The organism is Myxococcales bacterium, from assembly GCA_016720545.1.
Taxonomy (GTDB): domain Bacteria; phylum Myxococcota_A; class Polyangia; order Polyangiales; family Polyangiaceae; genus JAAFHV01.
This window is the reverse complement of the sequence record JADKKK010000002.1, coordinates 708,611-734,672: the sequence shown is the minus strand read 5'-3', so window position 1 is coordinate 734,672 and position 26,062 is coordinate 708,611. Positions and strand designations below refer to the sequence as shown.

General features: G+C 72.3%; 19 protein-coding genes and 1 other RNA gene. 9 read left to right on the top strand and 11 right to left on the bottom strand.

Going from position 1 to position 26,062, the window contains the following annotated elements; genetic code table 11:
• Nucleotides 1-14 precede the first annotated feature (14 nt).
• The 5 genes from IPQ09_06930 to IPQ09_06910 all read right to left on the bottom strand — a co-directional run bounded on the left by IPQ09_06930 (nt 15) and on the right by IPQ09_06910 (nt 3,412).
• Nucleotides 15-716, bottom strand: a complete 702-nt coding sequence (locus tag IPQ09_06930; GenBank protein MBL0193948.1) for a hypothetical protein — start codon at nt 714-716, stop codon at nt 15-17.
• On the bottom strand, nt 713-1,048 hold the full coding sequence (locus IPQ09_06925; GenBank protein ID MBL0193947.1) for a hypothetical protein: 336 nt from the start codon (nt 1,046-1,048) through the stop codon (nt 713-715). Before IPQ09_06925 ends, IPQ09_06930 begins: the two co-directional genes overlap by 4 nt.
• Nucleotides 1,048-1,647: a hypothetical protein gene (locus IPQ09_06920; protein MBL0193946.1), complete on the bottom strand. Its 600-nt coding sequence runs from the start codon at nt 1,645-1,647 to the stop codon at nt 1,048-1,050. The genes IPQ09_06925 and IPQ09_06920 overlap by 1 nt, the downstream gene beginning before the upstream one ends.
• A gap of 4 nt (nt 1,648-1,651) precedes the next feature.
• Nucleotides 1,652-2,353, bottom strand: coding sequence for an SRPBCC family protein (locus IPQ09_06915; protein MBL0193945.1), 702 nt, complete (start codon nt 2,351-2,353; stop codon nt 1,652-1,654).
• 108 nt (nt 2,354-2,461) lie between these two features.
• The gene (locus IPQ09_06910) at nt 2,462-3,412 is read right to left on the bottom strand and encodes a sphingosine kinase (GenBank protein ID MBL0193944.1); all 951 of its coding nucleotides are present in this window, start codon (nt 3,410-3,412) and stop codon (nt 2,462-2,464) included.
• Nucleotides 3,413-3,571: 159 nt separating this feature from the next.
• Here IPQ09_06910 and IPQ09_06905 point away from each other — a divergent pair, with 159 nt between their 5' ends.
• On the top strand, nt 3,572-4,513 hold the full coding sequence (locus IPQ09_06905; protein MBL0193943.1) for a hypothetical protein: 942 nt from the start codon (nt 3,572-3,574) through the stop codon (nt 4,511-4,513).
• Between the two features lie 788 nt (nt 4,514-5,301).
• Here IPQ09_06905 and IPQ09_06900 read toward each other — a convergent pair.
• Nucleotides 5,302-6,507, bottom strand: coding sequence for a hypothetical protein (locus IPQ09_06900; protein MBL0193942.1), 1,206 nt, complete (start codon nt 6,505-6,507; stop codon nt 5,302-5,304).
• Nucleotides 6,508-6,797: 290 nt separating this feature from the next.
• On the opposite strand from IPQ09_06900, the gene maf reads away from it, so the two are divergent.
• On the top strand, nt 6,798-7,457 hold the full coding sequence (gene maf, locus IPQ09_06895; protein ID MBL0193941.1) for a septum formation protein Maf: 660 nt from the start codon (nt 6,798-6,800) through the stop codon (nt 7,455-7,457).
• Nucleotides 7,447-8,790 carry a glycosyltransferase family 39 protein gene (locus IPQ09_06890; protein MBL0193940.1) on the top strand — a complete coding sequence of 448 codons (1,344 nt, stop codon included), beginning with the start codon at nt 7,447-7,449 and terminating at the stop codon, nt 8,788-8,790. The genes maf and IPQ09_06890 overlap by 11 nt, the downstream gene beginning before the upstream one ends.
• 109 nt (nt 8,791-8,899) lie before the next feature.
• Here IPQ09_06890 and IPQ09_06885 read toward each other — a convergent pair whose 3' ends face one another.
• The gene (locus IPQ09_06885; GenBank protein MBL0193939.1) at nt 8,900-11,599 is read right to left on the bottom strand and encodes an SBBP repeat-containing protein; all 2,700 of its coding nucleotides are present in this window, start codon (nt 11,597-11,599) and stop codon (nt 8,900-8,902) included.
• 192 nt (nt 11,600-11,791) lie between these two features.
• On the opposite strand from IPQ09_06885, the gene IPQ09_06880 reads away from it, so the two are divergent.
• The 4 genes from IPQ09_06880 (at nt 11,792) to IPQ09_06865 (ending at nt 16,349) form a co-directional block, all read left to right on the top strand.
• Nucleotides 11,792-12,808 (top strand): 3-oxoacyl-ACP synthase III, encoded by a 1,017-nt coding sequence (locus IPQ09_06880; protein MBL0193938.1) that lies wholly within the window; start codon nt 11,792-11,794, stop codon nt 12,806-12,808.
• Nucleotides 12,809-12,812: 4 nt separating this feature from the next.
• Nucleotides 12,813-13,694, top strand: a complete 882-nt coding sequence (locus IPQ09_06875) for an alpha/beta fold hydrolase (GenBank protein MBL0193937.1) — start codon at nt 12,813-12,815, stop codon at nt 13,692-13,694.
• Between the two features lie 67 nt (nt 13,695-13,761).
• Entirely contained in the window at nt 13,762-15,372 is a 1,611-nt protein-coding gene (locus IPQ09_06870) for an AMP-binding protein (protein ID MBL0193936.1), read from the top strand.
• Nucleotides 15,369-16,349 carry an NAD-dependent epimerase/dehydratase family protein gene (locus IPQ09_06865; protein ID MBL0193935.1) on the top strand — a complete coding sequence of 327 codons (981 nt, stop codon included), beginning with the start codon at nt 15,369-15,371 and terminating at the stop codon, nt 16,347-16,349. Before IPQ09_06870 ends, IPQ09_06865 begins: the two co-directional genes overlap by 4 nt.
• A 342-nt stretch (nt 16,350-16,691) precedes the next feature.
• Here IPQ09_06865 and rnpB read toward each other — a convergent pair.
• Nucleotides 16,692-17,122, bottom strand: an RNA gene (rnpB, locus tag IPQ09_06860) — RNase P RNA component class A.
• A 171-nt stretch (nt 17,123-17,293) separates the two neighbouring features.
• Between rnpB and metH the strand changes: the two genes are divergently transcribed.
• On the top strand, nt 17,294-20,992 hold the full coding sequence (gene metH / locus IPQ09_06855; GenBank protein ID MBL0193934.1) for a methionine synthase: 3,699 nt from the start codon (nt 17,294-17,296) through the stop codon (nt 20,990-20,992).
• Nucleotides 20,989-21,918, top strand: a complete 930-nt coding sequence (locus IPQ09_06850; protein ID MBL0193933.1) for a hypothetical protein — start codon at nt 20,989-20,991, stop codon at nt 21,916-21,918. The genes metH and IPQ09_06850 overlap by 4 nt, the downstream gene beginning before the upstream one ends.
• A gap of 125 nt (nt 21,919-22,043) precedes the next feature.
• Here IPQ09_06850 and IPQ09_06845 read toward each other — a convergent pair whose 3' ends face one another.
• The 3 genes from IPQ09_06845 to IPQ09_06835 all read right to left on the bottom strand — a co-directional run bounded on the left by IPQ09_06845 (nt 22,044) and on the right by IPQ09_06835 (nt 25,957).
• Nucleotides 22,044-22,367, bottom strand: coding sequence for an iron-sulfur cluster assembly accessory protein (locus IPQ09_06845; GenBank protein ID MBL0193932.1), 324 nt, complete (start codon nt 22,365-22,367; stop codon nt 22,044-22,046).
• Nucleotides 22,368-22,469: 102 nt separating this feature from the next.
• A complete protein-coding gene (locus tag IPQ09_06840) occupies nt 22,470-23,756 on the bottom strand; it encodes a hypothetical protein (GenBank protein MBL0193931.1) in 1,287 nt (428 codons plus the stop codon).
• Nucleotides 23,753-25,957, bottom strand: coding sequence for a zinc ribbon domain-containing protein (locus IPQ09_06835; protein ID MBL0193930.1), 2,205 nt, complete (start codon nt 25,955-25,957; stop codon nt 23,753-23,755). Before IPQ09_06835 ends, IPQ09_06840 begins: the two co-directional genes overlap by 4 nt.
• Between the last annotated feature and the right edge of the window lie 105 nt (nt 25,958-26,062).

Here is a 26,062-nt window from a genome sequence, read left to right as displayed (position 1 = left end):
GGAGGCGTTCGCGGTCAGCGCACGAGCGCGAAGGCTACGCCCGCGAGGCCGACCACGAGCCCGCAGGCGGCGGCCAGCGCGCGGCGGCCCCCTCGCGTGCCGCCGCTCACGAGCGCGAGCGCGCAGACGGCGGCGAGCAGCGAGCCCGCGCCGAGGGACGCGAGCGCCGCGGCCTTGGGCGTGCCGTCCTCGCCGTGCGCTTTCGCGAGGGCGCCCTCGTTCGGTCGCGCGAGCCCGGGCGTGCGGGCCGCGAGGACGAGCATGCGCCGGGCGTCGATTCGCCCCAGCGCGAGCTCTGCGCGGCGCCGTCTCGCCGGGTTCCCCGAGAGCGGTCCAGAGGTCGCGACCTCGGCGGAGCGGATGGCGTGCCACGCGATCTCGGCGAGGTCGTCGTCGCCGCGGGCCTCGGCGTCGTCGGCGATGGCCTGGAGGCGCGCGTGGCCACGGTCGGCCCACGGCGAGAAGGGCGCGACGTGCGTCGCGGCGAGGTAGGCCTCTGCCACCGCGAGCTCGGGGTTCTTCGCCGCGAGGGCCGCGTCGCTGGCGCGTATGGCGCGCGCGCCCTCGTCGGCCTCGTGGGTGCTCGCGGCGGCGACGAGCGCCGCGAGGGTGAGAGCCCCGGCCGCGGCTCCACCGAGCCACGCGCGTCGCCGGGCTGGGCCGGGCGGCGAAGAGAGCGCCGCGCGGGGCCCTGCCGCGCGGTGAACGTCGGTCATTGCAGGTCCCGCTTGCGGAAGATGAGCGACGCGAGCACGAGCAGCAGGGCCGAGTAACAGAGGGCGTTCACGCCGCACCGCGCGACGTACCCCACCACCGGGACGCCGTCGACCTGGCCGAGGAGCACCGGGCGCTCGGGCACGTACAGGTTCAGGTTCGGGACCACCCTCGCGATGAGGCTCCCCGTGCTGCGGGCGAGCGGCCCGACCACCCGCACGGGCAGGTTCGCGAGGGTCTCGGCGGAGCGCCCCAGGATGAAGATGCCCGCGGTGAAGATCGCCGTGAGGAACGGTGATGAAAACGCGGAGAAAAATAGGGTAATTGCCGTCACTATCGCGACCTCGAGCATCGTGAGCGCGCGCACGACGCGAGGACCAGCGAGCGCTCTCCGGCGGCCGGCGCGGCGAGGAGCGCCATCACGGCGAAGAACACGACCGACCATGGCGCGAGCAAGAACGCCCGCGCGGCCTTGAGGCGCCAGAGGCCGACGCCGAGCAGCGCGAGGAGCCCGGCCGCGGCCCCCGCGACCGCCGCGAGGCTGCGGCCCGACTGGTGCGCCAAGAGCCCGAGCGCGGTGCCGCCGTCCACCATGACGAACACGCCGAGCGTGAGCCAGGTGCCCACGAACTTGCCGAGCACGAACTCGTGCCGGACGAGCCTCCGGGTCAGGATCGGGAACAAGGTCTTCAGCTCGATCTCCCGATGAAGAGAGGTCGAACCCAAGACGATGGCGACGAGCACGGCGTAGAGCGAGATCGACGCCGCGCTCACGTCGGACACGACGCGCTTCTCTTGGTGCAGCGACATCGCCCCGAGGATCACCGAGTAGAGCGTGGTCGCCAGCGCGAGCCCGAACAGCCCGTAGAGCACGCGCGCGCGCACGGCCTCACGATAGCTATTGAGCGCGATGGCGAGGATGCGTTGGAGCACGTTCCTAGCCCTGGCGAGGGGGGCTGTGCCGCGCGGCGATGTACCGGCGGAGGATGTCGGGCGTGCTGAGCAACACGGTGCGCAGGCGCTCTTCGAAGAGGTCGCGCACGAGGCCGGGGCCGAGGTCGACCAGCACGGCATAGGTCACGAGCGAGCGCGGCCCCGTGGCACCTTCGCTAGGAGGGACAGGATCGACGTGAAAGTAGCCCCACGCGTCGCGCACGTCGTGCGGGCGGCTGGGCACGAGCCAGAAGTGCACCTCGCGGCGCCACGGCTCGTGCCGCACGCGGAGCGTGTACCTCGCCTCGATCATCGCGGTGCCTTGGCGCAGCTCGACGAGGTCGTCTTGTGCCACGCGGTCGACCAGGGTGGCGCGCTTGGTGCGGGGGAGCAGGTGCCGGTAGGAGGCGACGTCTTCGAAGATCTCCTGGAGCTCCGACACGGAGGCGTCGATCACCGCGTAGGTGAGGCCCCCGACGTAGCGCCGATCTTCGCCCTCGATCGTCACCGCTCGCGTGACGGTCTCGCCGCGCGCGAGCCGCGCGCGCTCGGTCGGCGAGAGCTCCTCGGCGTGGGCACGGCCCGCGGTGGCGAGGGGCGCCGTCGCGAGGGCGGCGGCCACGAGGAGGCCTCGCGCGCGGCGTCGCCGCGTGGGTGCCGTCGCCGACGAAGCGGGAGTCTGGCTGTGCATGGAAGGAGAACGCACGGCACCCGGAGGGTAATCATGCCCCGAGCACGCGCGCAAGGATCGGGTAGGGCGCGGTAGGGCGCGGTAGGGCGCGCTGGCCTTCCTCTCCCGGGCTCGACCCGCGGGTCAGAGCGTGACGATGCGGACCTTGGGGCCGGTGGTCACGCGCAGCTCGCGCCCCGTGCTCTCGTGGAGATCTCCGTCGATCATGTACTCGACGCGCTCGCCGCCGCGCGCCACGATCGTGGCCCCGGGGACCACGGCCTCGTACGTGGCGCTCGCGGACATCGGCCGGCCGAGGAGCACGCGGGGGAGGTTCGCCACGAACCGCGCCGGCGACGCGTGGATGCCGAGCAGGTGAAAGCACCCGTCGCGCTCCGCGTAACGGTGAAATGGGCGAAAATTCAGGCCCATCTGGTCGATCGTGCCCCCCGCGACGCTGAGGTAGTCGCGCTCTTCCCAGGAGGTGCCGTCGTCGAAGTGCACCTCGCCGCGGAACGGCGCGGCCATGCGGCGAACCGTCGCGCCGCCGATGAGCGCCGAGCCGACTCCGCGGAGCAGCGTGCGCGCCGCGATGACCGGGTCGGGTGGGCCGCCGGCGTAGTACTCCGCGAGGAAGCCCCGGACGGCGCCGGTGCCGAACAAGAACCCGTAGTGGTTGCCGACACGGGCGACGTAGCGCTCGACGTTGGAGAGCGGGCGGACGGCCCGCGCGGCGTACGCCCGGAGCACGCGCGACAGGAGCCCCTCGGGCCTTCCCCGCGCGACGCCGACCGAGTTGGCCACTGTGTTCATGGTGCCGCCGCGGAGGAACGCGATCTGCGGGAGCGCGCTGCCACGGTACACGTCGATGAAGCCGGTCAGCGTGACGTGGTTCGTCCCGTCGCCGCCGCTGATGCCCAGCACGTCGATGTCGAGCCGCTTGAAATCTTCAGCAATTTTATACAGGTCGTCGAGGGAGCGGGCCTCCCGTACGACGCCGTGATCGCCGAGCGCGCTCGCGAGGCGCCGCGCCGCGCGCGGGTCCTTGAGGTTTCGCCGACTCTTGGGGTTGAGGACGACGCCGATTCCAGCCATTCGCGGCGAAGCATTCCCCCGCGCGATCGATCCGTCAAGGAACGGTCGCTTTTCTTCCCCGGGTGCGTAGGCTCATTCGCGCGGCTCGCGCAGCTCGCGCGTTCGCGCGGCTCGCGCGGCTCACGCGGCGAAAGTGCCGCCTACGAAGGAGCCCGACGCGTGAAACCTGTCCGTTTGGAAGACGCTCTCACCCTCGCCCGCACGAGCGCGCTCGTGGCGCCGGCGCCCGACCGCGCCCTCGTCGTGGCCGAAGGGCCCGACCGCGTCGGGTGGCTGAACGGCCTCCTCACCGCCGACGTGAGCTGCGCCCGGGCCGGCCAGGTGGCCTTCTCCTTCCTCTGCGAGAAGAAGGGCAAGATCGTGTGCGATCTGCACGTTGTCTTCGAGGCCGACCGCGCGCTGCTCTCCGTGCCGGCCGCCTCTCGCGCCAGCGTGCTCGAGGTCCTCGACCACCACCTCATCATGGAGGACGTGAGCCTCTCGGTCTCCGAGCAGCCGATCTTTCGCGTGTACGGTCCGAGGGCGCCCGCGGTGCTCACGTCGCTGGGCGGGTGGGCGTGGTCCGTCGGCGGGGAGGGAGGTGGGCTCTTCTTGGGGCCGACGGACGAAGCGGACGCGGACACGTTCGGCGAGGCGCTCGCGGGTGCGCTGCGCGAAGCCGACGGTGGGCTCGCCTCGGCGGAGGTGGAAGAGGGGGTGCGGGTCTCCCTAGGGCTCCCGCGCCTCGGGGTGGACTACGGCCCCTCGAACTACCCGCAGGAGACCTCGCTGCACGGGCTCGGCGTCTCGTTCTCGAAGGGCTGCTACCTCGGCCAGGAGGTGCTGTATATGCTCGAGCACCGCGGCCACGCCAAGCAGCGGCTCGTGCGCCTCGAGGGAGCGGGCGAGGTGCCGCCGGTCGGGGCCCCCGTGGCCCGCGCCGACGGCGCCGAGGTGGGCGCGGTGACGAGCGCCGTGGCTTCGCCGACCGGGTGGACCGGCCTCGGCATGCTCAAGCGCGCCCTCGCGGTCGCCGGGGGCGAGGTGCAGGTGGGGGCGCACGCGTGCAGAGTGCACGCGATCGTCTCCGAAGAGCCCCGTGTGGCGACTCAGGGTCCTTAGAGTCGGCGTTCGAGCTTGAAGCGTCGGCCTGGGCCCTCGTCGGCGGGGAGCTCCGACACGCGCAACATCTCCAGCGCGATCTCGCTTGATCGAGCCGTTCTTGCCGAGGCGCAGGTGGAGCCGCTCGCCGTCGCTCTTCACGACCTCGCAGCTCCCGAAGGCGAAGTGCTCCACGCGGTCACCGGGATCGGGCGTGGGGGTCTCTTCCTCGGCGACCTGCGGGCGCACGGGGCGCGTGGGGATCGGCTGCGCGAGGCCCGCGCCGCCGAGGCCGCCCACAAAGGGAGACGGCGAGGAGGGACGGTCGGCGCTCGCCTCGATCGCTCGCGCGAAGGACGGCTCGCTGGGCGCCGCGGCTGGCGTGGCGAGCGTGGAGAGCGTGGAAAGCGTGGAAAGCGCGGGCGTGGGAGGCACAGAGGGCGCGGAGGGGTGAGGCGCGCGCACGTAGGCGGCGCTGTCGGCAGCCCGCGGGGCCGCGGGGGCCTCGCCCTCGCCCACGAGGCACGCGTCGAGCGCCGTGGCGGTCACCGCCTCGACGAGCTCGCCCGCGGCGAGGCGCGCGCCCAGCGGCTCCAGGACTTGGATCAGCGCGAAGAGGGGGCCGTCGAGCCGTCCCTCCAGCGACACGAGCACGAGCTCGCCGAGGAGCGTGTGCGCGCTGCCGTCTGCGGCCCGGAGCTCGGCGGCGGCGAGTCGGCCTGCGGCGTGAACCCAGGCGGGCCCGGGGCGGTCGGCGCGGAGCGAGGGGAGCAGAGATGCGCCCGCGGGGACACGGAGGAGTCGGGTCGTCATGGTTGGGTCTCCGGCCGCGGCGCTGAGGAGGGGGTCGTGTGGTCGCAGCCGTCGCGAGGCTCGCCGCGCTGGGGCTCCTGGGGGCAGCGGTCGTACTTGTCGACGATGCCGTCGCCGTCCGAGTCGCGGCCCTCGGGCGCGTACGTGATCCCGAGCACGAAGCGGAAGCGTGGGACCGTGACGGTGTCGGGGGAGAGTCCGCCGCCGCCGCCGAGCAGGAGCGAGAGATCCCCCGACGCGAGCGGCGCGGTGCGGACCGACAGCAGCCACTCGGCGGGCACCAGCAGGCGGCCGTTCGGCGTGGAGACCGTACCGCTCGGACCTCGGGTGACGTCGGCCTGTTCGGCGAGGTTGACGAGCGCGCGGGCCTCGAGCTGCACAGTGAGGAGCTCGCGCGGGAGGACGTCGAAGCCGCCGCCCAGGCCGGTGGCGATCTGCGTGCCGATTCGCGCCCCGAGCAGGTTCGAGGTGGGGCGGACCCGCGCGCCAAGCTCGGCGCCGAGCGAGACCCGGCCGACGCGGTAGTCGCCTGCGAGGGCAGGGGTGAACACCGTGGTCCGCTCGCCCGCGAGGTCGGCCTTGTCGCCGATGGGCGCCGTCGCGCCGACCCGCAGCGTGAGCGCGTAGCTGTGCCCCGCGCCGCGCGCCTTCTGGCTGGTCTGCACGTCGACCCGCGCGCGTGGAATGAGCGCGAGGGCCACGCCGAAGCGGAGATCGCGGATCGACGTGGCCTTCACGCCCTCGCCTCCGGTGAGCGCCGAGAGCCCCGCGCCGCTCTGGCCCAGGGTGATCGGGAGGGCCGCGTCGAAGCCGAGCCGCGACGTGATGCCGTATTGCCAGAGGAAGTTCGTGGTGACCTGATCGTCGATCGCGAACGTCTCGGCGCTCGCGCCCGACGGGCCTGGAGAAGCGGTCCGCAGGGCGATCGGGCGGGATTGGTAGCTCGTGACGAGGCCGAGCGAGAGCTCGCCGGGCGTGGTGGTCTGCGTGCCCGAGACACCCGCGAAACGCGAGGGCCCGGGAGAGGGCCAGAAGGTGTCGCTGTTGAGACACACGGCCGGGTCCCCGCCGCAAGGGCTCTCCGCGCGCGCCACGCGAGGCGCGGCGACCGCCACCGCGAGCGCGAGGCAGCCCAGCGCGAGCCGGCGTGACGTGCGTGGTGGCGGAGCTGCGCTTCCGCGGGCGTCCGTGCCTGACTTCATGGCCGGCACCTTACCAAGGCTAGGCGTGGCGCGGCACCCTTGTCGTCGGAGGGCGTCCCCTTTTTCTTCGTGATCCCGCGGGGAGGAGGCGGTTTGCGCCCACGTTCAGGGGAGCGGGCGTTCGCGCCGAGGAACAGGGAGCGTGTCCCGCGATCCTCGCTGTTCGTCTTCCCCGCTCCTCGTTCCTCGTCCCCGCTCGTCGTCCCGCTCGTCGTCCTTCATCGGCGCTTCTCCTCGCCATCGCGCGGACGCCGTTGACACGACGCGCTCGCCGGCAGCATACGGGGCCCATGAGCCCTGGCACTCACGGTCCGATCGCGGGCGACTCGCGTGGAGTCCTCTCCGACGCCCACCCCCTCGTGCTCGGCAGCGGCTCTCCTCGTCGTCGCGAGATCCTGACGTCCATCGCGGTGCCCCACGTCGTCCACAAGGGGGACGCGAACGAGGACGTGTTGCCCTCGGAGGAGGCCGATGTGTACCTCGCCCGCGTGGCCGAGGCGAAGCTCTCCGACGTGGTCCGCACCCTCCCGGACGCGCTCCGGGCGATCGCGCGCGCGGTGCTCGTGGCCGACACGTCGGTCATCGTTGATGGCGAAATCCTGGGGAAGCCCGAGACATTGGAGGAGGCCGAGGCGATGATCGCGCGCCTCGCCGGCCGCACGCACGAGGTGCACACTCGCTTCTGTCTCGCGCGGCTCGACGGGCCCTTCGCAGAGGTGGAGCACGCCGAGACGGTCGTCACGCGCGTGACCTTCCGCCCCCTCGACGCCGCGCAGATCCGCGCGTACGCGGCGAGCGGGGAGGGGAAGGACAAGGCCGGCGGCTACGCGGCGCAGGGGCTCGGGGGCGCGCTCGTCTCGCGCATCGAGGGCTCGTATTCGAACGTGGTGGGGCTCCCCGCGTGCGAGGTCGCCGTCGCGCTCGAGAAGCTCGGCCTCCGTGGACCGTAGGCCGAGGCTCGGACGCGCCGCGCTCGCGGGGCTTCTCGCGCTCGTGGCGCTCGTGGCGCGCGGCCTCGTCGTGGCGTGGGCGGCGCCACGTATCCCCGCCGCGGCGGACGGCACGTACTACCACACGTTCGCTGAGCGGCTCTCGCGTGGGGCCGGCTACACGTGGGCCTGGCCCGACGGCGCTGTCACCTACGCGTCGCACTACCCGGTGGGCTACCCCGCGCTCCTCGCGCTCCCGTACCGACTCTTCGGTGCACACGCGGGCGTGGCGATGGCGGTGAACGCGGTCCTCGGCGCGCTCCTCGCGGTCTCGCTCTTCGTGGCGCTCTCGCGCGCGGCCTCGCGGGGGCTGGCGCTTGGGGGCGCGTTGGTCGTGGCGCTCCACCCCGCGCTGGTGCCGTACACACCGGCGCTGATGACCGAGGGAGTGACCACGACCCTCGTCGCGGCGGCCTGCGCCGTCGGGCTCGCCTCGCGGCGGCGGTCGCTCCTTGGCCTCGCGGTCGCGGGGCTCTTGCTGGGCGCCGCGACGCTGGCGCGTCCGCAGTGCATCGTGCTCGCGCCCGCGTTCGGGATCGTCTTCGCGCGCGCGCGAACCTGGGGGCCTCGGCTTGGCGTGGCGGCGGGGATGACCGCGCTGGCGCTCGCCGTCTGCGCGCCCTGGACGGTCCGCAACTGCGTGCGCATGGAGAGCTGCGCGCTCGTGAGCGTGAACGGCGGGTGGAACCTCCTGATCGGCGCGCAGACCCGCGGGGGCGCCTGGGAAGAAGTAAAGGTGCCTGACGAATGCCGCGCGGTCTGGGACGAGGCGGGGAAGGACGCGTGCTTCGGGCGCGCGGCCCGCAGACAGATCCTCGCCGACCCGAGGCTCTGGGTCGCGAAGATGCCGCAGAAGCTCGCGGTGACGTTCGACTACTTTGGGGGCGCGCCCTGGTACCTGCACCAGGCGAACCCGGAGGCGTTCCCGTACGACGCGAAGGTGGCCTTGGGGGCGCTCGAGACCGTGGCGTCTCGCGTGCTGCTGATCGGGGCGCTCGTGGCGATGGCGAGGCTGCGCGGGAGGCGGCGCGTGGCGCGCTTTGGCGTGGGCGCCGCGAGCCTCGTGTCCGCGGCCTCGGTCCACGCGTGGCCCGCGTATCTGGGCCTCGTGGCGATGGGGGCGCTGCTCGGTGTGCGGGGGCTGCTACGCGGGCCGGGCGTCGTACCCGCGGCGCTGGCGGTGGTGGGGTCTACCGCGGCGCTCCACGCGGTGTTCTTCGGCGGTGGGCGGTATGGGCTCGTGGCGGCGCCGTTCGTGGCGGCGCTCGGGTTCGTGCAGCGGCGGCGGGGGTGACCGTAGCCCCGCCGTTGGGTCTCGAATCATGCGGGGCTGCGTTTCGCCGCCGGCCAACTACTCCCCCACCGACAAGACTTGGGCTTCGTCGAAGGGAGCGGGCAGCGGCTCAGCGAGCCAAGCGCCGACGACGCAGGAGCAGCGCTCCCGCGAGGACGATCAGGCTTCCTGCCCTAGGGCCCACGGGCGCCGCGGGCGTAGTACCGCAGCTGCAGCCCGCTCCGGTCGAGGTCTCCGCCGAGCCTCCGGCGCCCGAGTCCGTTGCAGAGTCCGCTGCGGGCATCGCGGCGTCCAGGGGGGCCGGGCTTGCGTCCGGGGGCGCCGCATCGGCCTTCGCGTCGGGGACCGCGCTCGCGTCGCTCGGGCCCCCGTCTCCAGCGTCCGCCGTGCTCGCGTCGGGGCTCGCAGCGCCGTCTCCGCTGGCGTCGAGCGAGGCATCGGGGGCGCCGTCGGCGCCCGCATCGGTGACGGGTGAGGTCACGGTGATCCGAGCGCTCGCGCTGAGGCCCTCCGAGTCGGTCATCGTGATGACGTCGGTGACTCCGCCCACCGGACCCGCCACGTACACGCCGGTCGCGGGGTCGAGGGTGCCGCCCGACGCGTTCGTCTCGAAGGCGAACACGAAGCCCGCGCCGTCGCCGCCGGTCGCGACGAACGTCTGCGTGTCGAGCGGCGCGACCGTCGCCGTCTCGGGCGTCAGGAAGGTCGTCCTGATGGCCGCGACGAAGCCGTCCTGCCCCCCGCCGAGCGCTGCCTGCGCCGGCGCCGAGGTGCGGAACGTCGTCGAGCTCGTGTCTCCGGTGAGGTAGGCCGTCCCGTGGTCGTCGGCGGCGATGCCGTTGACCGCGTCCGAGGTGGAGGTGCCGCCCCCGCCGAGGTAGGTCACGTAGGCGAGCGCGCGGCCATCGACGGTCAGCCTCGCCGCGAAGGCGTCGTTGTTTCCGCCGGCGAACGTGGGCTGAATCGCGTTCAGCACCGGGAGGCCCGACTTCGCGAGCCCGCCGACATAGGCCCGGCCGCCGCGGTCGACGGCGATCGCCGCGCCGACGTCGGCGAGGGGCCCGCCGAGGAAGGTCGAGTAGATGAGCGCGCTGCCAGCGGGGTTCAGCTTGGTCACGAAGGCGTCGGTCGCGCCACCGAGGGTGGGCTGGACCGCGTTCATCGTCGGGAAGGTCGGTCCCGACGTCATCCCTGTCACGTACGCGTTCCCGGCCGCGTCGGTGGCGACCCCGTAGGCGCGATCCTCGGCGGTGCTGCCGAGGTAAGTGGAATAGACGAAGGCGGTCCCGTCAGGGCGGAGCTTCGACACGAACGCCTCCGCGCTCCCGCCTCGCGACGTGACTTGGAACGCGTTCGCCATCGGGAAGTCGGTGGACTGGGTCCACCCGGTGACGATGGTGTTTCCGGCGCCGTCTACGGCGATGCCGTAGCCGAGGTCGTCCAGGGCCCCGCCCAGGTAGGTGGAGAATACGAGCGAGCTGCCCGTGGGGGAGAGCTTGCTCACGAAGCTGTCCAGGCCCGCGGCCTTCGCCGCCTGGATGGGGTTCACCGTCATGAAGCTCGTCGAGGTCGTGAAGCCGGTGATGTACGCGCTCCCGAGCCCGTCGACCGCGATGGCGGTCGCGCGCTGGTTGCTGCTGAAGCCTCCGACGTACGTCGAGTAGATCAAATCGTTGCCCGCCGGCGCGAGCTTCGTCACGAAGACTCCGCAAGCGGGGCAGGCCATCGCGTTGACGGTCGGGAAGTCGATCGAGTTGGTGCCGCCGGTGACGTACGCGCTCCCCGCGGCGTCGACGGCCACCCCGTAGGCGCCGTCGATGCTCGCGCCACCGAGGTACGTCGAGTAGACCAGCGCGCCCGTCGGGTCGAGCTTGGCCACGAAGGCGTCCTCGAGGCCTCGCCGCGCCGCCTGGTAGGGAGCGAGGGTTGGGAAAGCGGCCGACTGGGTCCAGCCGGCGACGTAGGTGTTGCCGTCGGAGTCCGCGGCGATGCTGCGCGACGCGTCGCCAAACGTCCCGCCCAGGTAGCTGGAGTAGGCGAGGACCGGATCGATCACGAGCTCGCTCGCCCGGTCGTAGGCCGCCACCTCGAAGCCGACCGCGCGGTCGCCGACCAGGCGGTAGCCGGCGACCACCTCTCGCTCGGCCCCGGAGGGATCACGCTGGAAGACGCGGGGCCGCGGCTGCACGAAGCGCCCCCTCGCCGTGAGCACGCAGAGCTCGCCCGCGGGCGTCAGCGACAGGCCCTGGGCACCTCCGACCTCGAGCGCGATGGCGCCCGGATCCGCGCCGGGGGCGACGACGAAGTCGTATTCGAGCTGCCCTTCCTCGCCGTGGTACACGAGATCGACTCCGTCGATCACGGCGGGGTACCTCACCTCGCCAAACGTCGGCACGTCGCGCCGCCATTTCGACGGATCGGCGCCCACGAAGTAGCTCGCGCGCGCGGTCAGTCGGTGGCTCGCGGTCGGGGAGACACGGCGGCCGCCCGCGACGCGGAGCGTGAGGACCACGTCGGGCTCGACGGGCGCGCTCGCGTCATCCCGGTCTCCCTGGTGGGGCGCCCGCAGTGACAACGTGGCCCCCTCGTCCGAGAGGAAGAGCGCAGTGCCCCTGCGCCGCGCGACGAACCGCACGGGCTCGTCGACCTGGCCCACGTTGGGCTCGAAGGCCAAGGGCCACAGCTTCACGCGCGGCGCGGCGAGCGCGGAGGCCGTGAGCGGAGCGGAGCGAGAGGGGCCTGTCGGGGGGCGCTCCGAGAGCCCGAGCACGGAGAGGAGGACTGCGAGCGAGAACGGACGAAGGCGCATGAGGTCAGGCTAGGTTGACGCGCACTTCGCGCACGGAGAATGATCAACTTCGCCGCGCCCGCGCCCGCGCCCGCGCCCCCGGCATCACCTTTTGGGCCGCGCTCGGCGATCCGGGATTGACGCGGCCGCGCCTTTGGTCTTCCTATGCGCGCCCGCCACCCCCTCCCCCGCGCGCGGCCGACCCAAAGCCTGATGCAGTTCCAGAACGTCTCCATCCTCGGCCTGGCGCACGTCGACGCCCCTCATCGGACGACCTCCGAGGAGATCTGTGAGCGCCTCGGGCCGACCCTCTCGCGCATGGGAATGGGCTCCGACCTGCTCGAGAGCGCCTCTGGTATCACCGCGCGTCGCTTCTGGGACGTGGGGTTTCAACCGAGCGACGCGGCGACCCTGGCCGCCGAGAAGTGCCTCGCCGAGGTGGGGCTCGACCGTCGTCGAGTCGACGTGCTCATCAGCACCTCGGTCTGCCGCGACTACGTCGAGCCGTCGGTCGCGTGCCTCGTCCACGGCAACCTCGGGCTGCCCGCCTCGTGCCTGAACTTCGACGTGGGCAACGCCTGCCTCGCGTTCCTGACCGGGATGCAAATCGCCGGGAACATGATCGAGCGTGGCCAGATCGAGCACGCGCTGATCGTGGACGGCGAGGGCGCTCGCGAGGCCGTCGAGGCGACCATCGCCCGCCTGCTGCGCCCCCAGACCACACCCCAGGATCTCCGCGATCAGTTCGCCACCCTGACCCTCGGCTCGGGCGGGGTCGCCATGCTCCTCGCCCGGAGAGATCTCGCACCGAACGGTCACCGCTTCATCGGCGCGGTCGAGCGCTCGGCCACCCAGCACCGAGGCCTCTGCCGCGGGCAGGTCGACGGGATGTACACCGACGGCAAGGCGCTGCTCGCCAACGGCATCCTCCTCGCGCGAGAGACCTGGGGCTTCGCCCAGCGGTCGCTCGGCTGGCAGGCGGACACCCTCGACGACATCGTGCTTCACCAGGTGAGCGCGAGCCATACGACCCAGCTGCTCGAGACGCTCGGGCTCGAACCGGAGAAGGCGCTCGCCATCTACCCCGAGTTCGGAAACATCGGCCCGGCGTCCGTGCCCATCGTCCTCTCGAAGTCGCGCGAAGCGGGCCGCCTCGAGAAGGGCATGCGCGTAGGTCTCCTCGGGATTGGCTCGGGGCTGAACTGCTGCATGGCCGAGATCGTGTGGTGACCGCATGAGGGACTTCGACCGGTCGCTCTACCCCTTCGCTTCCCACTTCTTCGATCGCGGAGGTGGGCAGCGGATGCACTACCTCGACGAGGGGAGCGGCCCGCCCGTGGTCATGGTCCACGGCAACCCGTCGTGGTCCTTCTACTACCGCAACCTCGTCCTGGCTCTTCGCGACACCCACCGCTGCCTCGTCCCCGATCACATCGGCATGGGGCTCTCCGACAAACCGGTCGACTACCCGTACACGCTCGCGCAGCGCGTCGCCGACTTCACCGCGTGGCTCGAGCAGCTCGCCGTGAAGGAGCCCGTCACCCTCGTCGTGCACGACTGGGGCGGCATGATCGCGATGACCTGGGCCGCCAAGCACCCCGAGCGCGTCGCGCGGCTCGTCATCCTGAACACCGCCGCCTTCCCCCTGCCCGCGTCGAAGCCGTTCCCGTGGCCGCTCGCGCTCACGCGCACCCCGATCGGCACGGTGCTGGTCCGTGGCTTCAACGCGTTCGCCTGGACGGCGATACGTGTAGGGTGCACGCGCCGATCGGTGCCCGCCGCCGTGCGCGCCGCCTACACGGCGCCCTACGACAGCTGGCGAGACCGCGTCGCGACCCTCCGCTTCGTCCAAGACATCCCGCTCCGCCCGGGCGACCCGGGATACGAGCTCATCGACGCGACGGCAAAGTCCCTCGACCTGTTCGGCGCGACCCCCACGTTCATCGGGTGGGGCCTCCGCGACTTCGTGTTCGATCGTCACTTCCTCGACGAGTGGCGGCGACGGCTGCCGCAGGCGGTGGTTCACGCGCTCGCCGACGCGGGCCACTACGTGCTCGAAGACGCCGACGAAGAGCTCATTCCCTTGATCGCTTCGTTCGTTCGTGGAGCGGGCTGATACTGTGTCCGGCGCGCTCGGAGTGCCGCGAGGCGCGCGGGTCAACATCGCCTCGTATTTGCCTGCCATGGCAGCCCAGCGCCCCGACGCGCCCGCCATCGTGTTTCCGAGAGGGCGCGCTCGCGACGGCTCGCGGACGTCTCTCCGGTGCACGTACCGAGAGCTCGATCGGCGCAGCGACCAGATCGCACGAGGCCTCGTGGACTACGGGATCACGCGGGGCGCCCGCACGGTGCTCATGGTGAAGCCGAGCCTCGAGCTCTTCGCGCTCACGTTCGCGCTGTTCAAGGCCGGCATCGTCCCGGTGATGATCGATCCGGGCCTGGGCCTCGCGCAGCTCAAGGAGTGCCTGGCCCGCGTGGAGCCGGAGGCGTTCATCGGCATTCCCCCGGCGCACGCGGCGCGTCTCGTGCTCGGCTGGGCGCGCCCCACGCTGAAGCGCTTCGTGACCGTGGGGCGGCGGTGGTTCTGGGGTGGCGCGACCCTCGCGGCCATCGCGCCCGAGCCGCGCGAGGTCGAGCCCGTCTTGGCCGACACCCAAGACGACGAGACGGCCGCCATCCTCTTCACGAGCGGCAGCACCGGCGTCGCCAAGGGCGTCGTCTACACCCACGGGCACTTCACCTCCCAGGTCGAGCTCATTCGAGAGACCTACGGAATCGAGCCGGGGGAGGTCGATCTGCCTACGTTCCCGCTCTTCGCGCTGTTCGATCCCGCGCTCGGAATGACCACGATCATTCCCGAAATGGACGCCACGCGCCCCGCGAGCGTCGACCCCGTGAAGATCCACGAGGCGATCGCCGACTTCGGCGTCACCAACGTGTTCGGCTCTCCAGCGCTGCTCGGCACAGTCAGTCGGCACGGGGCCGCGAACGGCGTGAAGTGGCCCACCGTGAGGCGCATCATCTCGGCAGGCGCGCCCGTCCCCGCCGCGACCCTCGAGCGGGTTCACCTCATGCTCGGGGAAGACGCCGAAATCTTCACACCGTACGGCGCCACTGAGGCCTTGCCGGTCGCGAGCATCGGGAGCCGCGCCGTGCTCGGTGAGACACGCGCGGCGACCGAGCGCGGCCTCGGCGTGTGCGTCGGGCGCCCGGTCCCGCCGAACGACGTGCGCGTCATCGCGATCACCGACGAGCCTATTCCCACGTGGTCGGAGGCGCGGGAGCTTCCGGTCGGCGAGATGGGCGAGATCACGGTCTCCGGGCCGACCGTGACGCGCAGCTACTACGCGGCTCCCGAGGCGACGAGTCGCGCGAAGATCGATCGCGACGGCGTGCTCGTCCACCGCATGGGCGACGTGGGTTACTTCGACGCCGAGGGGCGGCTCTGGTTCGGTGGGCGCAAGTCGCACCGCGTCGAGCTTCGCGAGACCACGCTGTTCTCCACGCCGGTGGAAGAGATCTTCAACACGCACCCCGGGGTATTCCGCACCGCGCTCGTGGGCGTCGACGTCGGAGGCGAGCGCGTGCCCGTGCTCTGCGTGGAGCGCGAGCCCGCGTCGAAGCTCTCCAACGCCGCCCTCTGCGACGAGCTCCGAGCGCTCGGCAAGGAGCACCCCCACACCGCCGGAATCGCGCAGTTTCTCGTGCACCCAGGCTTCCCGGTCGATATCCGGCACAACGCCAAGATCGGGCGCGAGAAGCTCGCCGTCTGGGCGCAGGAGCGAATCCCATGATCGTGGTGACCGGGGGCGGAGGTTTCCTCGGGGGCGCGATCGTCCGGCGGCTCCTCGCGCGCGGCGAAGCTGTGCGCAGCGTGCAACGCAGCGACGCCCCGCAGCTTCGCGAGCTCGGGGCGGAGGTGGTGCGCGCCGATTTGGGCGATACGGCCGCCGTCATGACCGCGCTCGAGGGCTGCGACGCGGTCCTTCACGTGGCCGCGAAGGCCGGGGCCTGGGGGAGCCGCGAGAGCTTCCACCGCGCGAACGTCATCGGCACCGAGAACGTGCTCGCGGCGTGTCGGACGCTCGGCATCCGCAAGCTCGTCTACACGAGCACGCCGTCGGTCATCCACAGTGGAGGCGACGTGGAGGGCGTCGACGAGAGCGCTCCGTACGCCACGCACTTCGACGCTCACTACCCGGCGACCAAGGCCCACGCCGAGCGGCTCGTGCTCGCGGCCAACGGCCCCACGCTCGCGACCGTCGCGCTTCGCCCTCACCTCATATGGGGTCCCGGCGATACCCAGCTTACGGCGCGCGTGCTCGCCCGCGCGCGCGCCGGGCGGCTCCGCCTCGTGGGCGGCGGCGAGAAGCTCGTCGATTCGGTGTACGTCGACAACGCCGTCTTGGCCCACGTGCTCGCCCTCGACGCCCTCGGTCCAGGGGCTCCGTGCGCGGGGAAGGCCTATTTCGTCACGCAGGGCGAGCCCATGCCGCAGCGCGAGCTCATCAACGGCATCCTCGCGGCCGCGGGGCTGCCTCCTTGCACGAAGTCGGTCTCGCCAGGCCTCGCGGTGGGCGTGGGCGCGCTGCTGGAGGGAGTGTGGACCCTCCTCCGGAGGAGCGACGAGCCCCCGATGACGCGCTTCATCGCGCGGCAGCTCGCCACCGCGCACTGGTACGACATCTCCGCCGTGAAGCGGGACCTCGGGTACGCGCCCGAGCTGTCGGTGGCCGACGGCCTCGCGAGGCTCGCGGCCACTCGGCCGTAGGCGCGGCTTCTGGGGCGCTTCGGGCTTGCGCTCCACGGGCGCGGTCGGGTGTCCGCCGGCGGCGTGCGCGCGGGGCGCGCGAGGGGCGGGGACGGGTGGGGGAGCGCGCGGTGCCACCCGCGTGGGTGGGGCCCGCGCGCCCCTCCACCATCCCCCGCGCACCGCGCACCGCGCGCACCGCGCGCACGACACGGCGTCTGCCCACCCGCCGTCACGGACACCTCCATCCCCCCGCACCGTCCCCGCACCCTCTCGCGGTCGCGGCCGCCCGGCCGCCGGGACCACGCGAGGGCCCACAAAAAACACCTCGAGCCCACCCCCTCGCGAGGACAGGCTCGAAGCGGTCCGGGTGCCGCATAAGCCGAGTTCTGTGTCGCGACGGGATCGCCCCCGCCGCGCCGACGATCATTCCTCTAGGCCGGTCGTTACCGAACGGCTCGAGCAGCCAACCCACGGGCTCGGGCGAGTCGCCCTTTGGACGGCGCTTTCGCGACGTCCGCGCCCGCCTACGCGGCCTTGCTCCCGATGGGGTCTGCCATGCCGAGGACGTTACCGCCCTCGCGGTGGGCTCTTACCCCACCGTTTCACCCTTACCGGCGGCGAGCACGCGCTCCAAGGAGGCGTACGCGGGCCGGTGGTCTGTTCTCTGTGGCACTCTCCTTGGCGTCACCGCCACCGGGCGTTACCCGGCATCGCACTCTGTGGAGCTCGGACTTTCCTCCCGCGCTCGCCCCCGAGGGAGGGCGCCCGCCGGCGATCGTCTGCGAGGCCCGGACGGGTGACACGTACCCTCGCGCCTACAGGCGGGCAAACGTTTTCTCGCTCGCTGGCTGCGCGGGAGGAGGCGACGGACAGCGGGCAAGCCCGAGCAGGGCAGCGGCGCCGCGCACCGGCGCGCACGCCGCGCTGTGCTATGACGGCCCGAACCGCCTGGAGCCCGCCCCGTGAAGACCTCTGAGAAACGCATCCGCGACCTGCTCGATCAACGCATTCTGATCCTCGACGGCGCGATGGGGTCGATGGTGCAGCGCTATGGCCTCGGCGAGGCTGACTTCCGCGGCGCGCGCTTCCGCGACCACGCGCACGACCTGAAGGGAAACAACGACCTCCTCGTGCTGACGCGGCCCGACGTCATCCAGGAGATCCACGAGAGCTACCTGGCGGCGGGCGCCGACATCATCGAGACCAACACCTTCAGCTCGACGTCGATCGCGCAGGCCGACTACGCGCTCGAGCACGCCGTGCTCGACATGAACGTGGCGGCCGCGCAGCTCGCGCGGGCCGCGGCCGACAAGTTCACCGCCCGCGATCCGTCGCGCCCGCGCTTCGTGGCGGGCGCCATCGGGCCCTTGAACCGCCTGCTCTCGATGTCGCCGAGCGTGAACGATCCGGCGATGCGCACTGTCACGTTCGAAGAGGTTCGACGGGCTTATGTGGAGCAAATTCGAGGGCTTATCGACGGTGGTGTGGATCTCCTCCTCGCCGAGACGGTCACCGACACGCTCAACGTGAAGGCCTGCGTGGTCGCCCTCGAGGAGGTGTTCGCCGAGAAGGGCGTGCGGCTCCCGGTGATGATCTCGCTCACCATCGTCGACCAGTCCGGGCGCACGCTCTCGGGCCAGACCGTCGACGCGTTCTGGGCCTCGATCGCGCACGCGAAGCCGCTCAGCGTCGGCATCAACTGCTCGCTCGGCGCCAAGGAGATGCGCCCCTATCTCGTCGACCTCGCGAAGGTCGCCGAGTGCCGTATCTCCTGCTACCCGAACGCGGGTCTCCCCAACGCCTTCGGCGAGTACGACCAAGACCCGGCCACCATGAGCTCGCTCGTCGGCGAGTTCGCCGCCGCCGGGCTCGTCAACGTGCTCGGCGGGTGCTGCGGCACCACGCCCGACCACATCGCCGCCGTGGCCAAGGCCGTGGGCGCGCTCGCGCCACGCCCCGAGCCGAAGGAGGCGCGCCCCTACACCGTGTACACGGGGCTCGAGCGCCTCGAGGTGCTGCCGGACACGAACTTCCTCATGATCGGCGAGCGCACCAACGTGACCGGCAGCGCGAAGTTCGCCGAGCTCGTGAAGGCCGGCGATTTCACGTCCGCCACCGCCGTCGCGCTCGAGCAGGTGCGCAACGGCGCGAACATCCTCGACGTCAACATGGACGAGGGCATGCTCGACGGCGTGGTCGCGATGACCACGTTCCTGAACATCCTCGCGACCGAGCCCGAGGTGGCGCGCGTCCCCTTCATGATCGACAGCTCCAAGTGGGAGGTCATCGAGGCGGGGCTCCGCTGCGTGCAAGGCAAGGCCATCGTCAACAGCATCAGCCTGAAGGAGGGCGAGGCCGACTTCCTGAAGAAGGCCGCCCTCGTGCGCCGCTACGGCGCGGCGGCGGTGGTGATGGCGTTCGACGAGGTGGGGCAGGCGGACAACACGCCGCGCCGCCTCGAGATCTGCGAGCGGGCCTACAAGCTGCTCACCGAGAAGGCGGGCTTCGCAGCCAAGGACATCATTTTCGATCCGAACGTGCTCGCGATCGCGACGGGCCTCGAGGAGCACGCCGAGTACGCGAAGAGCTTCATCGAAGCGACCACGCTCATCAAGGAGCGCTGCCCCGGGGTGAAGATCTCCGGCGGCATCTCGAACCTGTCGTTCTCGTTCCGCGGCAACAACGTGGTGCGCGAGGCGATGAACTCGGCGTTCCTCTACCACGCCATCCGCGCCGGGCTCGACATGGGCATCGTCAACGCCGGGCAAATCGTCGTCTACGAGGAGATCGAGCCCGGGCTCCGCGAGCGCGTCGAGGACGTGCTCTTCAATCGACGCCCGGACGCGACCGAGCGCCTCGTCGACTTCGCAGGCACGGTGAAGGGCGGGGGGAAGAAGCGCGAGGTGAACCTCGAGTGGCGCACCCGCCCCGTCGGCGAGCGCATCGCGCACGCGTTGGTGAACGGCATCGTCGATTTCGTGGAGGCGGACGTGGAGGAGGCGCGCCACGCCTACCCCCGCACGCTCGAGGTCATCGAGGGGCCGATGATGGACGGCATGAAGACCGTCGGCGACCTCTTCGGCGCTGGGAAAATGTTCCTGCCCCAGGTCGTGAAGAGCGCCCGCGTCATGAAGCGAGGCGTCGCGTATCTCCTGCCGTTCATGGAGGCCGAGAAGGCGGCCAACGCCGACACGAGCGGGCAGGGCACCGTGCTCCTCGCCACGGTGAAGGGCGACGTCCACGACATCGGCAAGAACATCGTGGGCGTGGTGCTCGGCTGCAACAACTACCGGGTCGTCGATCTCGGGGTGATGGTCCCGCTCGACAAAATCCTGGCGACCGCGGTCGCCGAGAAGGCGGACATCATCGGGCTCTCGGGCCTCATCACGCCGTCGCTCGACGAGATGGTGAGCGTCGCGGACGAGATGCAGCGCCGCGGCATGACGACGCCGCTGCTCATCGGCGGCGCGACCACGAGCCGGCAGCACACGGCGGTCAAGATCGCCCCGAAGTACGAGCACTCGACGGTCCACGTGCTCGACGCGTCGCGCGCGGTGGGCGTCGTCGCCGGGCTCCTCGACGCGAAGCAACGCGAGGTGCTCGACGCGCAGAACCGCGAAGACCAGCGGCGCCTCCGCGACCTCCACGCGCAGAAGCGGGTTCGCCCGCTCATCCCCTACGCCGCCGCGCGAGAGAAGGCGGCGGTCTGCACCTTCGACCCGACCACCGTGGCGCCGGCCCCGAGCCTCGGCCGCCAGCTGTTCTCGGCGCCCGTCGCCGAGGTCGCCAAGTACATCGACTGGACCTTCTTCTTCACGGCCTGGGAGCTCGTCGGTAAGTTTCCGAAAATACTCATGGATCCAACCGTGGGTGCCACGGCGACGGAGCTCTACGAGGCGGCGCAACACTGGCTCGGCGTGATGGCCTCCGATCCGCGCATCGCGGTGAAAGGGGTGTACGGGGTCTACCCGGCCGCGTCGCGCGGCGATGATCTCGTGCTCTATCCTGCAGACCCCGCGGGGCCGGGCGCGCGCCCGCAGGGCTCCAACGTCGTGCTCTTCCCGATGCTGCGACAGCAGCAGTCGAAGGAGGGCGACACCACCAAAGTGCACGCTTGCCTGGCCGACTTCGTCGCGCCGGAGACCACCCCGGCCCAGGATCACGTCGGCGCCTTCGCCGTGAGCTGCGTCGGGAGCGACGCCCTCGTGCGCGAGCTCGAGGCGAAGCTCGACGACTACGCGGCCATCATCGTGAAAGCCCTCGCCGATCGCCTCGCGGAGGCCGCCGCGGAGATGCTCCACCAGAAGGTGCGGCGGGCTTGGTATGCGCCCGCCGAGGACCTCGCGAACGAGGAGCTCATCTCCGAACGCTACCGCGGCGTTCGGCCGGCGTTCGGGTACCCGGCCTGCCCCGACCACACGCTGAAGGGGCCGCTGTTCGACCTGCTCGGCTGCGGCGAGGTGGGCATCACGCTCACCGAGTCGTTCGCCATGTGGCCGGCCTCGAGCGTGTCGGGGATCTACCTCGCGCATCCGGAGGCGAGGTACTTCAACCTCGGGAAGATCGGCCGCGATCAGGTGGAGAGCTACGCCGCGCGAAAGGGCGTGACGGTCGCCGAGGTGGAGAAGTGGCTGGGGCCGAGCCTCGGCTACACCCCGTGAGAGCGGGTCACGGGCTCGCGGCGCTCGTCGGCGTCTCGGTGTGGGCGCTCGGCTGCTCGAGTGAGCCCGCCCCTTCTGCGTCCCCGGGCGGCTCGGCCACGCCGGTCGTCAGCGGCGAGCCGGAGCCCGTCGACGCTGCGGCGCCCTCGGTCGACGCCGCGCCCCCGCCGAACGGCACTCCGGGGTGCGGCGCCGTCGTGGTCTCGGGGCTCCGCGAGGGGCTCGCGCTCACCGTCGCGGGGACGCCGCGCACGTACACCCTGTGGCTGCCCGAGCGCTACGATCCGCGACGCGCCCATCGCCTCGTCGTTGGCCTGCACTCGGGCGGCCGTACGGGCGCGTCGGCCCGGCCCTACCTCGATCTCGAGGGGCGGTCGGAGGGCGCCGTGTTCGTGTACCCGGACGCGATCCGAGGCAACTGGGACCTCAACACGCCGTACGCGCAGAACCCCGACTTCGCGTTCTTCGACGCGCTGATGCGGGAGCTCTCCGACACCCTGTGCCTCGACGCCACGCGGTTCTTCGCGGTCGGCACGAGCGCCGGCGCGTACTTCGCGAACCAGCTCGCCTGCGGCCGCGGCGGCGTGCTGCGCGCCATCGCGGCGCACGCGGGGGGCGGACCCTTCCAAACCCCTGGAGACTACGACGCCGCCGGCCACCTGATTTGCCCGACGCCGCCCGTCGCCGCCGCCATCTTCCATGGCCTCGCGGACACGAGCGTCAGCCCCACGGAGGGGGAGAAGGCGGTGCGCCACTGGTCGTTCTGGAACGGCTGCGACGCCGCCCGACAGCCGGCGGCGCCCACGCCGTGCGAGGGGCCGAAGGGCTGCCAGCGGCCGGTGCTCGTGTGCACGGTACCGGGCCAGGGGCACGCCGTGTGGGGCCCCGGCCGCCAGGCGACGTGGGACTTCTTCGCACAGTTCTGAGCCACCGCCGCCCGCAGCACCCTGCCGAATCCCCTGGACTCTCGAGGGCTTGGCCGCGCCGTTGACCGCCGGTGGGCCCTCGGCGCACGGGGCGCGGAGGCCTCCCTCGGAGTCTCAGGCAAAGATCAGAAGCTGACCGACGACCCGCAGCCGCAGCTGCCCTTGACGTTCGGGTTGTTGAACTTGAACCCCGCGCCGTGCGCGCCCTCGACGTAGTCGATCTCGGTCTCTTCCAGGTACTGGAAGCTCAGGGGGTCGATGTAGAGCTTCACCCCGAGGCACTCGAACGACTCGTCCATGTCGGTGACGGCGTCCTCGAAGTAGAGGTCGTAGCTGAAGCCGGCGCAGCCGCCGCCGATGACCTTGAGCCGAAGGCCTTGACCCTGGAGGTTCTCCGCCTCGGCGATTTCTCGGACCTTTTCGGCGGCGCGCTCAGTGACGGTGATCATGGCTGCAGCGTAGCGCGCGGCGCCCGGCGCATCAAGCGAGGAGCGCTTCCAACAGACGCGCCGCGCCAGGGACGCGGCCGCGGGGCACGCCGAGAAAGTCGCTCATTCGCCCACGACCTTCACCACCGCGCCGTTCTCGCACGCCACGACGAACGCCTGGGGTCCTGCCGGTGCGAGTCCGGGGATCACCGCGAGCCTGCCGACCGACGGCCCGCAGACGGGCTCGGCGAGCGTGGAGGTGCCGGACTCGGGGGAGCTCACGCCGACGACCCCCGTCGGCGTGAGGAACGCGATCGTGCCGCGCGCGTCGACGAGCGCGCCCGTGTGCGGTGGCGCGACGAGCGGCGGGGTGCCGCCGTCGGGCAGCAGCGGGATCAGCGTGGGCGACGAGGGACCGAAGGGGACGCGGGTCTCGCGCCCCGTTCGGTCGAGCACGACGAGGTACGTCGAGCCGAGCCCGACGCCTTGGAGCACGATGTAGCCCCGCGAGAGCGCGAGGGGGCCGAGGTAGATCGAGCCCAGCGGCGCCGTGCCGCGTGGGCGCGTGGCCCCGCGCGCGAGATCGAGCTCCGTGACCTGGCGCCCGTCGGTGACCGCGAGCAGTCGTACGCCGTCTTCGACCGTGAGGCCCCCATCGAGGGGAGCCCGGAAGCTGCCGACGCGGACGATCTCGCCGCCAGGCGACCACGAGAACACCGTGCCACCCCGGCTCGCGCCGAGCACGCGCGCGCCGACGGCGACGAGCGTGCCCACGAAGGGCTCTGGGCCGTGTGCGCGAGCACGCTCCTGGCCTTCGGTGTCGAGCAACACCAGGGCGGCGCCGACCGCCACCACGAAGCCGCCGTCGCGCATGGGGAGCGGCGCCACCTTGAACGACGACGGTGCGCCAGCGTGCACGAGGAACCGTCGCGTCGCGCCGCGCGCTCCGACCACGTCTCCGCTCGAGGTCGTGAACACGGCGGTCCCGTCGGCGGTGAGGGCGAGGGGACCGGCGCCCTGCGCGCCGGTCGCCGCCCGGCTGAGCTCGACGCCGTCAGGCGAGAGGACCACCACGTCTCCGCGCGCTCCGGCCACGATCACGCGCCCGCGCTCGTCCACGACCGGTGGGCCCTCGAGGGGCGCGCCGGTCGACTTGCGCCAGGCCACGTGGAGCTTCTTGGAGGGGAGCGGGTCCTGGGTGAGGCCGTCGCGCGCCGCGTTGACCCGCACCACCGGTGCCGCGCCCCGCGGCGCCCCCACGACCACCGCGTGCGGCGCGCGGGGGTCGAACCCGTCGGCGGCCGCCCCCGCGCCGAGCGCCAGCGAGCCGAGCGCCAGCAGCGCGGCGAGGCCACGGCCGCGCGCCCGCGAGGCGCTGCGCCCAGCGTCGGGAGGCGCCCCGGGCTTCACTTCAACGCACCCGGTAACACGAACGACGTGTGGAGCTCGGGGAGGGTGCGCCCGTCGGCGGTGACCGCCCCTGCGACAAAGCCATAGGCCCGCAATGATTGACCTTTTTGGAAAGTGGACGGGCCACCGTACAGCAGGCGCGTGAGGCAGGAGGTCTTGCACTTGCGCCGGTTTTCGAGCAGCGCGACGGTCAACCCATTCGTCGTGCGGGCGTCCACCACCGGCCCCTCCACGATGGCGGGCTTCCCGAGCGCCTCCGGGCGCGTGAGCGCCTCGAACGCGACGGTGGGCGCCGGCGCGCCGCCGCTCTCCCCGAGGGGATCTTGCGCAGGGCCGCGCGTCTCCCAGAGCTGCGCCTCGGCCTCGAGCCCCGCCACGCGCGTGACCGTGAGCGTGGCGGCGCGGGTCGCGAAGCCAGGCGCGCCGGCGACGACCTCGACGCGGTGGCGCCCGACCTGGGCGCAGGGGTGATCGGCGGAGAACTCGCCGCGCGGACCCACGGTGGTGCTGGCACCCCCGACGGTCACCGTGCCGCCGACCAGGGTCTGGCCGGTCACGTGGCAGGTGGCGCCGTCGATGAAGGCGCGGGGGCCCGGCGCGTCCAGGTGCAGGGGGACGATGCGCCCACGCACCGGAATCGCGCCCTCCTCGGTCCGCCCCGCGGTCGTCACCCTGAAGGCGATCACCTTCTCGATGGGCTTGGTCTCGTTGGCGGGGCCGAGCCCGTCCGAGCCCACGGGGTAGACGACCTCGCCCTTGCCCGCGGCGAGGGTGACCGGCTTGCCGTCCACGTCGACGGTCGTCCCGGCGGCAGCCTCGATCCGCACGGTGATGGTGGGTGGGTTCGCGGCCAGCGTGCTCGGGTCGGCCCGGACGCGGTACGAGACGGGCACGCGGAGCTTCACGGTCTCGTCGCGGCCGCTCCCTGGACGATCGACCGCGATCGTCAGGTCGTTCGGGCCGAGGGCGAGCGGAGCGGGGAGGGGCACGAGGGCCTCGCCGCCCTTTACCTCGCTCCGCGCGGCCCCGCCGGCCAGCGCCAGGGTCGTGCCGTCCGGGCACGATGGACAGCGCACGGCGAGCGCTTCGTTGCCCTTCTCGTCGACCCGGGCCTGCGCGGTGATCGGTGGCCCCGACCGCAACACGAGCAGCAGCGCGCCTCCGCCGAGGGCGAGCAACACCGCGACGCCGCCCACCACCGGCGCCATCGGGACCCCACGCCGCACCGGTGGCTCGGGCGCGGGCGGCAGCTCCTCGCGCGTTGGCCGCAGCGGGGCCGGCAGCACCGAGGGGATCTTCTCAGGGGGCTCGCTCGGGGAGACCGCCGGCTGCGGGCCGACGAGCCCGAGGAGCGTAGCGTTGGGGCGCGCGCGCGCTGGGCCTGCCGGCTGCGGCGCGGCCTCCTGTGGGGCCGGCTCCGCGGGCGCTGCCGGGCCTGGCGCGGGGGTGAGCGTGGGCGACGCGACGCCGAGGAGAGTCCCGAGGGCGTTCCGCTGCGCCGCGGCGGGCGCGGCCGCGCTCTGTGTGGGCGTGGGCGCGATGCCGGGCATGGCGATGCCGAGCATCGTTTGGTGGCGAGGCTGCACGGGCGGAGCGGGCGCAGGCGCAGGCGGAGCAGGCGCAGGCGGAGCGAACCCAGGCGGAGCAGGCGCAGGCGGAGCGAACCCAGGCGGAGCAGGCGCAGGCGGAGCGAACCCAGGCGGAGCAGGCGCAGGCGGAGCGAACCCAGGCGGAGCAGGCGCAGGCGGAGCGAACCCAGGCGCAGGCGCCCCCACCGGGGACGCGGGCGCCCCGAGCGCGAGGACCTCCGCCATCGGGCCGCCGAGGGGGGAGGTGAGAGGGAGCCCCGCGAGCTGCCCATCGGACATCATCTCGAACGCGCGCTTCGGGGCGCCCGCGTCGGAGACGGTCGGCGGGTTGTCGCCCGGCGGACTCGGCGCCGCGGCGCCAAGGAGAGTGGCCGCCCCGATCCGCCGCTGTGAGTCGACCTGACGGGTGGCCGCCGCGAGGGTCTCGGGATCGGGTTTCCAGTTGGGGCGCGTGAAATCCGAGTACTCGTCGGCCGGCAGCGGGGTCGCGTCCACCATGATGGGCGCGGACAGCGCCATGCGCTCCTCGGGGATGCGCTGGCCGCACGCTCCGCAGAAGCGCGCCACCTTCAGGATCGTGTGCCCACACAGCGGGCAGCTTCGTGTCGACATGAGCCCGCCCAACCGTACATGGTTTGCCCGCTGCCGGCGACATACGCGTGGGGACCAGGCGCCCCGCGCCCATCGCCTCGCGCTCACAAACGTGGCATAGCTCGC